The 14,309-nt window shown below is 44.1% G+C and carries 16 protein-coding genes; 11 read left to right on the top strand and 5 right to left on the bottom strand.

What is annotated here, in order from left to right:
• Positions 1-85 precede the first annotated feature (85 nt).
• Complete coding sequence (locus EPO18_RS05735) at positions 86-595, top strand: SixA phosphatase family protein (protein WP_292431771.1); 510 nt, start codon at positions 86-88, stop codon at positions 593-595.
• A gap of 74 nt (positions 596-669) precedes the next feature.
• Entirely contained in the window at positions 670-1,623 is a 954-nt protein-coding gene (gene corA / locus EPO18_RS05730; RefSeq protein ID WP_292431768.1) for a magnesium/cobalt transporter CorA, read from the top strand.
• A gap of 284 nt (positions 1,624-1,907) precedes the next feature.
• Here corA and pgaD read toward each other — a convergent pair whose 3' ends face one another.
• The 4 genes from pgaD to EPO18_RS05710 all read right to left on the bottom strand — a co-directional run bounded on the left by pgaD (position 1,908) and on the right by EPO18_RS05710 (position 6,133).
• Positions 1,908-2,354, bottom strand: a complete 447-nt coding sequence (gene pgaD / locus EPO18_RS05725) for a poly-beta-1,6-N-acetyl-D-glucosamine biosynthesis protein PgaD (protein WP_292431765.1) — start codon at positions 2,352-2,354, stop codon at positions 1,908-1,910.
• Positions 2,351-3,679, bottom strand: coding sequence for a poly-beta-1,6-N-acetyl-D-glucosamine synthase (gene pgaC / locus EPO18_RS05720; protein ID WP_292431763.1), 1,329 nt, complete (start codon positions 3,677-3,679; stop codon positions 2,351-2,353). Before pgaC ends, pgaD begins: the two co-directional genes overlap by 4 nt.
• Positions 3,680-3,740: 61 nt before the next feature.
• Positions 3,741-5,687 (bottom strand): poly-beta-1,6-N-acetyl-D-glucosamine N-deacetylase PgaB, encoded by a 1,947-nt coding sequence (pgaB, locus tag EPO18_RS05715; protein WP_292431761.1) that lies wholly within the window; start codon positions 5,685-5,687, stop codon positions 3,741-3,743.
• Positions 5,688-5,878: 191 nt separating this feature from the next.
• On the bottom strand, positions 5,879-6,133 hold the full coding sequence (locus EPO18_RS05710; RefSeq protein WP_292431758.1) for a PA3496 family putative envelope integrity protein: 255 nt from the start codon (positions 6,131-6,133) through the stop codon (positions 5,879-5,881).
• Positions 6,134-6,418: 285 nt separating this feature from the next.
• Between EPO18_RS05710 and EPO18_RS05705 the strand changes: the two genes are divergently transcribed.
• The 9 genes from EPO18_RS05705 to EPO18_RS05665 all read left to right on the top strand — a co-directional run bounded on the left by EPO18_RS05705 (position 6,419) and on the right by EPO18_RS05665 (position 12,512).
• Positions 6,419-7,021, top strand: coding sequence for a hypothetical protein (locus EPO18_RS05705; protein ID WP_292431755.1), 603 nt, complete (start codon positions 6,419-6,421; stop codon positions 7,019-7,021).
• Between the two features lie 45 nt (positions 7,022-7,066).
• Positions 7,067-7,450, top strand: a complete 384-nt coding sequence (locus tag EPO18_RS05700) for a 4a-hydroxytetrahydrobiopterin dehydratase (protein WP_292431753.1) — start codon at positions 7,067-7,069, stop codon at positions 7,448-7,450.
• 247 nt (positions 7,451-7,697) lie between these two features.
• Positions 7,698-8,426 (top strand): type IV pilus assembly protein FimV, encoded by a 729-nt coding sequence (locus EPO18_RS05695; protein ID WP_292431750.1) that lies wholly within the window; start codon positions 7,698-7,700, stop codon positions 8,424-8,426.
• Positions 8,423-9,640, top strand: coding sequence for a hypothetical protein (locus tag EPO18_RS05690; protein ID WP_292431747.1), 1,218 nt, complete (start codon positions 8,423-8,425; stop codon positions 9,638-9,640). The genes EPO18_RS05695 and EPO18_RS05690 overlap by 4 nt, the downstream gene beginning before the upstream one ends.
• 12 nt (positions 9,641-9,652) lie before the next feature.
• Positions 9,653-10,189 (top strand): GTP-binding protein, encoded by a 537-nt coding sequence (locus tag EPO18_RS05685; RefSeq protein WP_292431744.1) that lies wholly within the window; start codon positions 9,653-9,655, stop codon positions 10,187-10,189.
• A 3-nt stretch (positions 10,190-10,192) separates the two neighbouring features.
• Positions 10,193-10,831 carry a hypothetical protein gene (locus EPO18_RS05680; protein ID WP_292431741.1) on the top strand — a complete coding sequence of 213 codons (639 nt, stop codon included), beginning with the start codon at positions 10,193-10,195 and terminating at the stop codon, positions 10,829-10,831.
• Positions 10,832-10,884: 53 nt separating this feature from the next.
• Positions 10,885-11,247: a roadblock/LC7 domain-containing protein gene (locus EPO18_RS05675; RefSeq protein ID WP_292431739.1), complete on the top strand. Its 363-nt coding sequence runs from the start codon at positions 10,885-10,887 to the stop codon at positions 11,245-11,247.
• Positions 11,248-11,271: 24 nt separating this feature from the next.
• Positions 11,272-11,748, top strand: coding sequence for a PAS domain-containing protein (locus EPO18_RS05670; RefSeq protein ID WP_292431736.1), 477 nt, complete (start codon positions 11,272-11,274; stop codon positions 11,746-11,748).
• A gap of 17 nt (positions 11,749-11,765) precedes the next feature.
• Positions 11,766-12,512: a phosphate/phosphite/phosphonate ABC transporter substrate-binding protein gene (locus EPO18_RS05665; protein ID WP_292431733.1), complete on the top strand. Its 747-nt coding sequence runs from the start codon at positions 11,766-11,768 to the stop codon at positions 12,510-12,512.
• A gap of 165 nt (positions 12,513-12,677) precedes the next feature.
• Here EPO18_RS05665 and EPO18_RS05660 read toward each other — a convergent pair whose 3' ends face one another.
• On the bottom strand, positions 12,678-14,237 hold the full coding sequence (locus tag EPO18_RS05660) for an ABC1 kinase family protein (protein ID WP_292431730.1): 1,560 nt from the start codon (positions 14,235-14,237) through the stop codon (positions 12,678-12,680).
• Positions 14,238-14,309 lie beyond the last annotated feature (72 nt).

Below are 14,309 nucleotides of genomic sequence, written 5' to 3'. Positions count from 1 at the left end.
GATTTAATAAATTTTTAAAAATTAACTGGTATAGTATTACGCAAACAAGCGTCCGGCCATTACTCTTGATAGACGAAAATATTTCATGACCCACGAGCTCTTATTAATGCGGCATGCCAAATCGGATTGGTCTGTCGATACGAATGATTTTTCCCGTCCCCTGAAAAAACGCGGCCGGCGCGCTGCAAAACAGATTGGACGCTGGCTGTATGAACAGGGTTTGATACCCGACACCATACTCAGTTCTCCGGCGACACGCGCACTGGAAACGGCGCAACGAGTCTGCAGACAGCTAAACATAGCCAAATCTGCTATTGTCTGCGACCCTCGTATTTATGAAGCTGATGCTCAAACATTACTTGCGATATTAAAAACCGGCTGCCATAAACGGCGAGTGCTGTTGGTCGGCCATAATCCCGGCTTGGAAGAGTTGTTATTGAAATTAGTCCCCCATTCGGTTCCGTTATCGGCTAACGGAAAGCACCTGCCTACAGCCGCTTTAGCCCAACTGGCTTTTGAAAGCGATTGGACAGAATTGACCGAAGGCACCGCCAAATTAGTCGCGCTGATTCACCCCGATAGTTTGTCTGTGTAAAGCTGAGTTGAGCAGCTCGCCTGCTCAAACGAAACTTATGCCCTCTGGGTATAATTAAAAAACGGAAATCCATAATGTTAAGACTATTCAATTTCGACAAGGGGCGCCTCAAAGAGCAAACACCGCCTGAAGACCAGATCAAGCAGGCCGTCGCTAAAGCTTCCTGGATTGACGCTCACGATCCCAGCGACAATGAACGCTCTCAGCTGCAAGCATTTCTTCGCACGACATTACCTGAATCGGATGATGTGGAGGAAATCGAGTCTTCGGCGCGTTACTTTACCGATAACACCGGCGTTCATGTACGCTCTTTGTTTCTTGCCCAAAGCGAAGGACGCCACAGTACAGCCACCGTCGCTTTTATTTTGCAAAACGACCGGTTAATTACTCTGCGTGAAGGTGCGTTAGCGGATTTTCGCCTGCTGCGTATGCGCGCCCGGCATGGACAGGTAGCGGCGCATTCGCCGCAGGAATTACTGGTGCTTATATTCGAGCAAAAAGTGGAAAATCTCGCCGATGCGCTGGAGGATATTCATCGTAAACTGGAAGACGTCAGTTATCTGGTGCTCGAAGAAATAGACTCCGACCTTGAAAATGCTATTGATCAACTGGCCAAATTGGAAGATAGCAACGGGAAAATTCGCCTGTGCCTGATGGATACGCAGCGCTCCATTTCTTTTCTGCAACGGCATTTGCGCAACCACCCCGAGTTGCAGGAAACGGCGCGGGAGATCATGCGCGACGTGGATACGCTGATGTCGCATACTACGTTCCTGTTCGATAAAATCAACTTCTTGATGGATTCAACCCAAGGCTTTATTAATATTACTCAAAACAAGATTATTAAAATCTTTTCGATTGCGGCCGTAGTATTTCTGCCTCCTACCCTGGTTGCCAGCATTTACGGCATGAATTTCCAACACATGCCGGAACTCAACTTACAGCTGGGCTATCCTGGTGCGTTGGGATTAATGCTGCTATCAGGTATTGCACCGTACTGGTTTTTTAAACGAAAAGGCTGGTTATGAGTTACCGGTTAAGGCTCAATTGGGATGCCCTCTTCTGATTAATTGATGTTACGCACATATATAACAAAGTCCACGAAAGGCACTAAAAGCACGAAAAAACTGGATACAGAAACATATGGATGTCGATAGCAGTCGTCCATGCTTGTCCTGAGCATAAGCGAGAAGGTATGAATAATTTGATATGACGCCGTAAATACAGAAACATACGGCTCTACATTTTTCGTGTCGCCTAGAGGCGCCTACTTTTGGCTTTCGTGCTTTTCGTGGACAGTGAATTAAAGAGACTAACGATTTATATGCGGGTCAAGATGAACTATATGTCCGTGATCGTCAAAATAAACGGTAATCATTGCTGCGTCTCGGCACTGTTGCAATTCATCGGCTTTTACCTGATAAAACTCACATAGTTCCGTGTCGCTAACAATCTTATCGGCTATCGATAGTATCGCCCTGCTCCGCAACATGCGATAAAAAACCCAGCATAACCAAAGCGCAACCATAATCAGCAAGGTTATAACGTAGATCTGCATCAGTTCCAACAGGCTTTTGTAACCGCCAAACCAGCGCATTTCATTGATCATCTTTCTGTCGCCCAACACCCAACTGCTTAAAGTGACCAATGGAACCAATAAATAAATCCACATCACCCAGCAGACGGCCCAAGCAAATAAAGCCCCTGCCCGTTTTTGCAGACTTTGCAATTGCGGTGCGTTAATAATGTATTCTTTCATTTTTCCCGCAGGCCCCTATCTACTGTGACCCAGATGGCGCGTTGTCCGCGTTTCTTTTTTATTGCCCGAATCGAACCGATAATGGTGGTGCCGACATTTATCAGCCAATACACGATGGGATACCATACCATCCAGTAATAATAACGGGCGACGCCTCCGGTACGGTATTCGTAGCGCGAATCGATGAACAGGCTGACGCCGAATTGTATAAGACAAGTCAGGCTCAGCAACATGCTGGTCCAATTAGGGCTAAGATCGTGCAATGATTCGTCTGCCGATTCGTTGAATAATGCCACGGGGGCGTAAAGCACATGCAGCAATATCAAAAACGCCCAGAAGATACTGATCAGGCATTCGCCGTAGAGCAACCACATGCCGCGGGACGGCCAGCGAAACAGATCGCGAAAATAACGCAGCAACACTTCGGTTCCGCCCTGCGCCCAACGCATTCGCTGCTTCCATAAGCCTTGCAGGGTTTCCGGCATTAATACCCAACACAAGGCGTTCGGCTCGAAATAGATCGACCAACCGGCCAGCTGTAGTTTCCAACTGATGTCTATATCTTCGGTAACCATGTCGTTGCTCCAATAACCGACATCGTGCAATGCGGATTTACGAAATGCCGCAATAACGCCGGAGACGGTGAATACTTTTCCGTAAGAGCGTTGCGCCCGTTTGATCATGCCGACTATGGCTGAAAATTCCCCAACCTGAATCTTGCCTAATAACGTAGATCGATTGCGAATGCGCGGGTTACCGGTGACCGCGCCGACATTCGGGTTATCCAGAAAATGCCGCACCATCCAGGCAATGGCTTCGGGAGCCAGCAGCGCATCGCCGTCAATGCAAATTAGGATTTCACTGTTGGCCAGTAACGCGGCGGTACGCAAGCCCATTGCCTTGCCCTGATTAGTATGTAAATTGACCACACGAAGCTGATCGTGTTGTTCGGCCAACTCTTGTAATATCGCCAAGGTGTTGTCTTTACTACCGTCATTAACGGCGATAATTTCGAAGGCGGGATATTTTTGGCGCAGCAAAATTTCCACAGTTTCGCGAATATTGTCCGCTTCGTTATAACAGGGAATCAAAATGGAAACGGGCGGTTGCTCGGTTAATTCAGGCAGGTGTTCGGCATTACCTTGCTGACGCCATTCATAACGAAAATAAAAAATGATCGCGCCAAACATCCAGATGTAGGCCATAAACAAAGGATAGTAATAAATGAATCCTTCAATTAAGCCATCCAGCGGTTCCAATACAGACATAAAATCGCGCCACTGGTTTTGTAATATTAAATTTAAATTTTGTAATGAAGTATTCATGATTTTTCACGACAAGCGGCGTTGCCCGCCTTATTCAGGCGGATTAAAACAGAATTCATGGCTAAGGCTGGATAGGCAGTGAAAAATGTTGTTGTAAATCGCTCAAGCGCGGCTGATCCTCAAACACGTTGTCCGGATAATAACCAATGTGATTGACACCCAATTTTTTCAATAACTCCAGTTGTTCGATAAAGACCGGCATCGGAATTTTTTCTTGGTTTTTCCAATTAACCGACTGCAACTCAAACACGGTTTTTTTAAGCCCATCAGGCTGCTTGGCCGTTGCTTTTACCAACTGCGTGAGCCATTGCTTGGGACTTTCCGCCTCTTCCATAAACGGCATGGCTTCAATGGCTACGTAATCGTAATGCGCCAAAAAGGATTGGAACGACTGTGCGTACCATTCTTCACTGTAGGGCTTTAACAAAGGCAGTGCATAAAAATTACGCGCAGTTTTTATACCGGGGCGGTAAATACGCACCCTATCCGCCAGCTCATCAGTAAATTGGTTAATTAATTCGGTTTTGTGTTGCGCCCAAACCATGCGCATTTTGCTGGTTGCATGCAGTTGTTCGAATTGATCGGGCAGGCCCCAGGCCTCTTTCGTAAAGCTAAGTGCTACCGGCGATACATCTTCATAATCCGATAAGATTCCGTCATCATGAAATAAGATGCCGTCAAAATTACAATATTTAGCCAAGTCTTCGTAAATTTCAGCCACATATTGACGCGCTTCGGGATTGAACGGCGACAACCGGGTATAAATATGGCTGGCATTTTGTGCCTTGCCGTCCAGCCATTCCTGAACATACCAAGATTTAGGCGCTTTGCCTTGATAAGCCATAATCGGCATCCAGGCATACACTTTCACTCTGGCTACTGTTTTTAATTGCCAAGCAACCCGGCTGAACAAATCCTGTTTTACCGGTAAATGCCGATTAAGAAAATATAACGCGTCGGCATTGCCGTCGCCGTCAGGATCGGCATAGGCCTGTAAATAAACTGTATTAATATGCATGTCTTTGATGCGTTGAATCGCGGCATCCAAATTATGCTCGGTTTGCTCAGGGTCTTTATCGTAAAGATAATCCATATCCAGATGCGCCACCCGTAAAGTCCTACCGGCGCGCAGCCCGGTAACAATTTCTGCAAATTGGCTGACATCGGGATTATCCACCATAATCAAACGGCGCAAAGCGCTTATATCGGCCACTGTGTTAAAGCCGTCCGCCAGCCCCATCGTCATAGGCATTCCGGCTTCGCGCGAGGCCTGCACAGCAATTTGATTGTATTCCCCATACGGCCAAACCATAACTCTGGGTCTGATGCCGGCATGTTGAAAGATGAACTCGGCGCTTTTTAGCAAAGCTGCATGAATGCGTTCGTGATACTGTTCATCCGTTTCGTAAACCAGCATCGAATCGTCATACAGCCGGGTAACCGCCGCTGCCTGTGAATTGGCTTGCGGATTGGCATTCACGCCTTTATGCAGATCGTAACTGTGGGAGGCGACCTCCACTAAGCCGGATTGCACCAGTTCTCTTACCTGATCCCAATTGAGCAAGGGTTTGCCCGGTTCGTCGGCAGTGACGTTGCCATCCATCCAGGTTCCAACCAAGGCAACCGTAGCCGGATAATGATGTTTTTTTAATATCGGAAAGACTCGAGTATAAAAACTTAGATAGCCATCGTCAAAAGTCAGTAACGCCGCTTTATCGGGTAAGGTATCATCCTGGCCTGCGGCTGCATCGACAATATTTTGCACACTGACAATCTTGTAACCGTTTTTTTTCAACCAGCCCAGATGCTCTTCAAGATGATCGACACTGACATCCATCGAATTGAAAGGCGGTTTAGCGCCTTCCGCTCCGACGATGTCGTGATAATTGAGAACCAGAAAGTGTTGTTCTTTAGCCGATGCTGTGCCGAAAAAACCGATCAGGAAAATCAGCAGACACGTTTTTTTAAAGTAGTTGACTGCCGCAGTAACGGGGGTAAAAAAAATCATGATATCCGGATTGCAAAAGAAGAACTTACCAACGGGTAACTATATTAACTGAAAAAAGTGCAAACCGGATTGAATAATCGGTTGAACATGATTGCACAGCCGACTCTCGACCATAAAATCCGCCCAACAACCTGTTAATTAAAAAATCATATTACGGCAATAAATCAACGGCGCGCGTTGATATTGCTAAATTAGAAATCGAGATCCTCCTCATCAAAATCACCGAGTTGTTCTTGCAAACGCTTTTTCTCCCAGTACAGCTCAATTTTTCTGCGTGCAGCCATCTTTTTTGCAGCTCGCTCACTTTCATTAGGAAGCGTTATATATTCATTGCTCAAACCCAAATCGAAGCTTTCAATATCAAGATCAACTTCATCTTTGTTTTTGTCAACACCAGCCTCAGGCGCGGATTTATCTGATACAGATTTAGATACTTTCATTGTCATAATTAAGCTAGCCTAAAAACTCACTTTTTAATTATTTATGGCAATCTTGTAAAGCGAAATTTTAATGTATCCGTAATAAATCCTCATGATAAACGATAACTCAGACGAGGCTTTTTAAATATATCAATTGTTTGGCAAGGCTATACATGATCAACATTTTTTCATTTTTACCGGTTATAACGCGCCTTTTAACTCACCAGCCATATTTTTTTACCCCACGCCTTTTAAGGATTACAATGCTCGAACCTGAATTAAAATACATCCTATCTATCTATGAAATCAAACTTGAAATTTTTAATCGGTATAGCATTTATTGCGTTGACAGCATGCTCGACTCAACAAGCCAAGCAGGAAACAGAGCCTTTATCGACTCCTGAAAAATTACCCCCAATAACCGATGATTCATCGCAAAAATCAGGTCAAAATCCACCGCTGACCCTGATTAAAGAGGACAAAACATTAAACTTGGTCAGAATCATGGATGGAGGGGCCTGCAAAAACGATTTTCAAGGGGCTAAGGGCTCATTTCTGATCTATGCCGATCCAGTCGATATAAAACGGATTAAAGAGGATAAAGGACCACAAATTTTTAGTGACTTCGAAAATAAAATTCAAACTTTTTCGACACAAGCGTTGCAGGAAGCCATTAATGCAACCAATCTTAATGAAGATCCCTTCTCCCTGGGCGCTGATGAAGCACAAGAGAAACTGACTAAACAATTGTCTAACAATTTCCGTAGCAGCATAGCTAATCCACTTAAACTGTTTCAAGAAGAAACAACAATGACTATTAATGTTGTTCCATTTGCCCCATCATTTATTTTTTATCAACAAGGCTGTGAAATCACACATCTGGAACCGGAAAACGAAAATAACAAGGCTATCTGAATTTTTTAGCCTTCATCATTCATAACCAAGTACGAGGTGTTTATTATGGGTTGGAGAGAACGCAAGCACGAAGATAATTATTCCGATGAAGACGTCGAACAACGGTTAAAAGAAGAACTGCCGCACTGGTATTTAGAAAACGGCTGGATTCGGCGTAAATACAAAACCAGCGGCTGGAAAGCGACGTTAATGGTTGTTAATACTGTAGGACATTTGGCTGAGGCGGCGTTCCATCATCCGGACCTTACCGTTTCTTATGCCTTTGTGATCGTTAAACTAATGAATCATGCGGCTAAAGGCATTACTAATAAGGATTTTGAATTAGCCCGTAAAATCGAAGAAGTGATCATGTGGCAGCCCGGCAAAGAGGGCGGCGCATTAGAAGGCACCCCCGATGACCCGAGGTTTAAATACATCAAATATGATTAGGTTGGCAAAGAGCAAATAACGAACTACAGGGCATCATCCCTCCCTTCATCAATGAGGGAGGGATGATGCCCACCACTTTCAAAAACTGCCCGGTAACAGCGGCAAATATTGCCAGTCTCACGTCTTTTATCTTTCGAGAACTGATATCTCGACTGTAATTCTAATACCCTAATTTTATTAGCGTTAAAACTAGTAAATAACCGGATTCCATCTATTCTTTTATCAGAATTTACTTGAGAATTAAGGAATGACTATATACAGCCAGTTGATTGTTTGTCATGACGAACAAAATAATATAAAGGAATCTGCGAAGTCTGATATGTTTTTATTGTCGGACTCAAATGCCTTTAATTTTACCGACGACAAATTGCCAAATAATCTCTTAAAGGAATTTGTTTTACTTATCACCCGAAAACCCAAACGATTAATTGCACATATTCAGCGTATTTATCATTGCTACCAGGCAAATTTACAAGAACAGCTTTTTGCAGCACTAGTTGATTTACTGGTTATTTTAAATGGACGGGGAAAAGCCATCAGCTGGCGGATGATAACCGGGACAAAATCGAAATTATCCGATGAACAATATAAGAAACTGCTGAAATATATGACTGAGAACATTGATGTCGCACTGTTGGCCGGAAATGAATACTCTGTTTTTACAAAAGGTCTGATTGGCACCAGAAATCTGGTTCAACAGATTGAAGTGCCTGATGAGCAGGAGCATGACCCGCTGAACTTGGCTTACGATTATATTGAATACAGCCAATTGAATGAAGCAAAAGAGGTTCTGGAAAAAGCCATAGTAATTCAACCCCAGAGGCTGGAGCTCCATCAGTGCTTATTAGAACTGTATAAATCGACTTTCGATAGCTCGGGATTTACAAAAATGTTTAATATTGTAACCACTTTGGATGTAGTTATGCCCAATGACTGGAATATATTACAAGCATTTTTTAATGAGCGTAACCAATGAAAGATAAAAGCAAAAGCCCTTTAAAAGTCGCTCTCCACGGCATGGATGGGCGAACTAATAAAATGATGGTGATGTATCTTCAAGGCCCTTGTAAAGGAGCTGCCGCTGTTGTTGAAGACCTAAATGCTGAAATTGATATTATCGATGCTGATTCCCTAGAAGCCAAAACACTACTTGAACGAAAACTGGCTGAATCTGCAAAACCGATTATTGCATTATCCTTACAGGAACTGACATTCGAAAACATTCTCTATGTAAAAAAGCCTGTCAAGGTCGACGATATGCTGTTCGCCCTGAGCGAAGCCGCTGCAATTTTATCCGTAAAGAAAAGATCGAGTAATCATGTCAATTCTAATATGGAAAATACAGCTATACGTCAGTCACAAAGCTTAATTCCCAAAACTGAAAATGTTCTACCATCAGTAAAAGATCAGGTTAAAAAGCTTACCACTGATGAACAGAAAAAAACCTCAAAACATCAAACTGCAATGCAGCTTGATGAAGGGAAATTTAACTCATATATAGGGTCAATTCCAGGTCTGGATGTAAATGATCCGAAGCAATTTACCGCTGCGACTTATAACCCCAAACAGTATTTTCAGGGATACGTTCAGTCGGCCTTAATGGTAGCCGAAGCCAAAAAACAGGTGATGTGTTTAAATTCGAGTTGGAAGCCGCTTATTATTTTTCCTCATAACTATGAAATCTGGCTTGACGCTGACGACAAACAGCTGAGGGCTTTTGCTAGCGTAGTGATGAATAAAATTTCAGTCCCTGCGATAACCCTTACTCCGGTGGAGTCAGCTACTTCATCAATTCAGAAAGATTTAGAAAAGTTTCATAGCAAGGATGCCTTCCTCTGGAAGCTCGCTGCATGGACATCTAAAGGACGTTATCCAGACGCTCTGGATATACATAGACCGGTTTTTTTAAAACACTGGCCAAATTTTACTCGCCTTGTTATCACTCCTCATGCATTAAGGATCGCAGCATTGCTGATAGCTAGCCCCAGAACCCTGCCTGAAATCGCTGACATTTTAAAAATCAAACCGCAATATGTGTTTGTTTTCATCAGCGCAGCTTATGCGCTCGGGTTGATTGGGCAGGCTAAAAGAAAAGCGGATGAAATCATTCAACCATCAGCTATCAAAAAAAGTGAGCAACAAGGATTGTTAAATAGAATTATTGGAAAATTAAGCTTAAATAAATCATAGAATTGGAGCCATATGAGTCAATACAAAATCATCTTTACAGGGCCGGTAGGCGCGGGCAAAACAACGGCCATTGAGTCAATCAGCGATATACCGCCGGTTAAAACGGATGCTTCCGCCAGTGACATGACAAAAACCAAAAAATCGTCAACAACTGTAGCGATGGATTATGGCATTATGAATCTTACCGGCGGTGAAAAAATCCATCTTTATGGCACGCCCGGGCAAGAACGTTTTGATTTTATGTGGGATATCCTGACAACAGGCGGCATCGGTTTGATTTTGCTGCTTGATAATACAAGAGCGGATCCTTTTCAAGATATGAAATTTTTTCTGGATTCATTTCAGAAATTTATAGCTGAAACCAATGTAGCCATTGGAGTAACACAAATGGATCTGAGTAATAAGCCTACTATTGACGATTACCATATCCAACTGCAAGGGATAGGGATAAATCCACCGGTGTTTTCTGTTGATGCCAGAGTCAAAAATGATGTTTCGCTTTTAGTGCAGTCATTACTGTATTCTCTGGATCCTGAAATTGAGGCATGATACATGAGCGCCTATTCGTTAACAGAAGGGTTATACCTGTATCCAACGCCGGCCGGCGCTTATTATGCGGCCTGCTCTGTGGAAACGGATAAGCCGCGCCAATTTTTAAGAGCGCTACTAAAACAGAAGCAAACCTATGCGCTCAATATAGCCAATCTGCAGCTGCTGATGAATCAGGATGAAGAACAAAAATGTATGGAGTTGCTGCATCATTGCCAGAAATTAGGCTGGATTCAGGGACTTGATACCGTACTTCAATATCCGCAGGGCGCATTAGAAGAAATTTTGCCTGAATGGTTAAGTAAGATTTCAGAACATGGCAAGGTGTTATTAGCCGATAGCCAGGGTTTTTACTTGTCCAGTCATGGATTTCCACATGAAACTGCCGAAGAGCTATCGGCATTAAGCGCTGAAATAGCAACCGTGCACGAGCGCCGATCCGGTTTATTGATGAACAACATGGGACTGGCAAGCCATGCCTGGGCAGTAATTGATGCAGCAGGCAATAGTCAGGTTGGATTCTGGCCATTATTTATCGGCAATAATCGCTTTGTTGTCGCCATTTCCGGAATTCCCCATTTTAACCAGCCGGAATTTGTTTCTCTGGTTTGGGCGCTCAGCATGCGCTATGCAATTAAATAGCTTTAAATCTAAACTTACTAACATAATCTTACCAAAGAGAAGAGGAAATTAAAATGCGAGCAGATATGCTGACTTCTGTGTTAACAGAACTTAATGGTACTTCAGCAGATATACAGGCATCAGGCGTTATATCGACCGATGGACTGATGATGGCTTCCGTATTACCCGCCGGTTTGGACGAAGACAGAGTGGGTGCGATGAGCGCTGCAATGCTTTCTTTAGGAGACAGGACGGCTAAGGAATTGGCAAGAGGTACATTGGAGCAGGTACTGATTAAAGGTGCATTGGGATATGTACTGATGACTTATGCCGGCGATGAAGCGGTATTAACGGTCATGGCAAAACCTAATGCTAAATTAGGCCTGATTTTTCTGGATGTAAAACGGGCAGCAGAGAGTATTGCTGATTTGTTATAAACCACTTTATTAAGAGGACAGCAAATGCTTCACGATATGAAACATGACGATATAGTCGGAGATTATCAAGAGATTACCTTAAACTTATTTGGCAATTTGACTCGCAAGATTTTATATACCCAAATTGAAACACCTTATCCTGACGGTAAACTTATCGTATCGACCACTGACCCGAATGGCGTGATCACTCATGTTAATCAGGCCTTTATTGAAATGTCGGGATATACTAAAGATGAACTTCTCAATACCCCGCATTCAATATTAAGACATCCGGATATGCCGCCGGCGGCCTTCAAAGATCTATGGGATACCATACAAAAAGGTAATAAATGGCAAGGTTTTGTAAAAAATTTACGTAAAGACGGCGGTTATTATTGGGTCAAAGCTACAGTCATCCCAAATGTCCGGAACGGTAAAGTAACGGGCTATACCTCTGTACGTCGAAAACCCTCTCGAACCAAAGTGGAAGAATGCATCAAACTATATCCAACTTTGTTTTAATCCATACGGAATCCATCATGTCGAATTTATTTACAATCAGTCCAGATTTTTCACCTGATCATATTTCCGGTTGGTATATCTTTAATACTTGGCTGCAAAAGCAGACAGGAGAAGCTATCCATTTGGAAATGTATAACGATTTTCATAGTCAGAGAGAAGCCATCAAAAGCGATAAAGTTGATTTAATTTATGCTAATCCCTTTGATGCCGCAATGCTGGTTCGCGAAAAAGGCTTTTTACCTTTAGTGAAACCTTTAGGCAGAGCAGATGAAGCTATTATCGCCGTCAATGCCGAAAATACCGTGGAAGACGTAGCCCATTTGTTGCCCGGTATCAGGGTTGCCGTTACTGACGACCCTGATGTTCACTTGATGGGCATGATCATGCTGGAACCTGGCGATTTGGACGCCAACAACGTGAATATCAATGTTTGTGATACTTATGTTCTAGTTGCAAAACATTTGTTACGCGGTGATGCCGATGTAGGCATTTTCCTGGCTGAAGCTTACGATAATTTATCGAATATGATTAAAAGTCAGCTGAAAATTTTAGTTCGCAGCCAAATTAGCGTTATCCATCATTCACTGATGATTGGGCCGAAACTGGTCGAAAAAAGGGATAAATTCCAAAGCCTGCTAGTAGATATGAGTAACGATGCAAAAGGAAAAGGCGTTTTGGAGGGCTTGGGGATTGATGCCTGGGTTGGTATTGAAGATGAAGAGATGGAATTTATGATCGATCTTATGGATACATTGAATACTTAAACAGGCTGCTGTAAAAAATAACGTCACAACCGCACAAATGCTAAAAATCGCCCCAAAAATAGTTTAATCATTCGCCTTTAGGCCGATCCCCCTGCATCAACTTATGACAATTGAGAGCATGAAAAACTGGAGTTCTACAGCTATGCAGTTGAACTCCAGCTACCTTCAATCTGAATTGCTCAGCCATACCCTATAGGTTTTTCTGCCGTCTTCAAAAGTAAACAATTGCTGAGGAACAATTCCATTAGCGCGGATTGAATCGCTCAATTGTTTAAGATCGATTTTTCCGGAAGCTATAATTCGCTCCAATACATCTTCAGGAATCAGATGCTCCAAATCCAGCACCGCTTCGGCCGGCATTTTAATAGAAATACGCTGCTCGCCGCCTTCGCTGACGCGTACACAGAGCACGGTTGCTTGCTGATCAAAACTCAGCGCCTTGGCTGTCGGGGCACACTTGATTATGGGCAACTCAAAAGCCATCGCCTGCTGAATAAACTCCCTACCGACCGCTTGTTGCAGCAGCGTCCACCAAGGCAGATTAACATCCAGTTGTTGCAACTGCTGGATCAGCCCTTGAAAGGCGCGCATCAGTAAAAACAGGTCGGAAGGCCCGGCAGACCTAAACCACCAGCGGTAATCGCCAAGCAGGTCGTTAAATGACTTACCCAGTTGCCATTGCTCGGGATCAAACGGATGGTTTATTAAAAAAGGCCTGAACAATATTTGGCATAAAGCCGGCAACGAGCCGCTGATAGGGATGAGTTTTTTGCTGTCGAAACCCAGCGCCGCAAAACAATCCAGCGGTTTAGTAGAGCTTCGTTCACGACAACCCACAATCAACTTGAGCAGCGCCAATCTGCGCTGTTCGGCAATGTTGATTGTACAGCCGTAATCGAGCAATGTAACTTGCGGTTGACCATACTCGTCATGGCTATAAAAGACGTTACCCGGATGCGGGTCGCCATGCACTTCGCCTGCGACAAACAGGCTTTTAAACAGCGTCATCATCAGCGTTTGACCGATAGCCAAACGATCCTGTTCCGACCAGCTAGCGGCCTTGTCGATCAACACGCCTTGCGCCCTGCTTTGCACCAGAACGCGTTCTCTGCATAAATTGCTATATACTTTCGGAACTTTCAGTCCAGGAACTTGTACGCTGCGGCCGAAAACGTCCTGCCTTTGGGCTTCCGAGCGATAATCGAGCTCGCGGCGCATGTTATCGCGCAGGCTTTTTTTATACGCATCAAGATCAAAACCCCAGCGATTGACCGGCCCAACACCGGGCATCAAGCCGACCAGACGCAATTCGGCATCGACCGCATCGGCTATATCGGGATAGCGGATTTTTACCGCGACCTGGTCGCCGTTTTTAAGCACCGCAAGATGCACTTGTCCTAAGGACGCCGCCGCGATGGCTGGCTCGATAGAACGAAAAACGCTTTTGACTTTTTGTCCGAGTTCCGCTTCAAGCAACGGGATCATCGCTTTTAGCGGCAAAGGCTCTATGCCTTCGACAAGCTCCTGAAACGGAGTCGTGCCATCGTTGCCCGCAAACAACTGGCCGACTTTCATCGTAATTCCGCGCGCATCGGCAAATAGTCCTGCGAGCGCCTGTTTGGCGAGCAGATGTTCGGTCTCGTCTTGGGTGCGTTGAAGTTTTTTGGCCGCGAGTCCGATATGGAAGAATTGCAGAGCGCGTTTTGCTGTTTTTAGGATAGCCATGTAATTTGAATTACTCCACAAGTTTCTTTCGAATCAAGCAAGATGGGGCATATTGTTCCATTCGAAACGTCC

It is taken from the genome of Methylobacter sp., assembly GCF_004322395.1.
Lineage (GTDB): Bacteria > Pseudomonadota > Gammaproteobacteria > Methylococcales > Methylomonadaceae > Methylobacter_A.
This window is presented reverse-complemented; position numbering and strand designations above follow the sequence as displayed.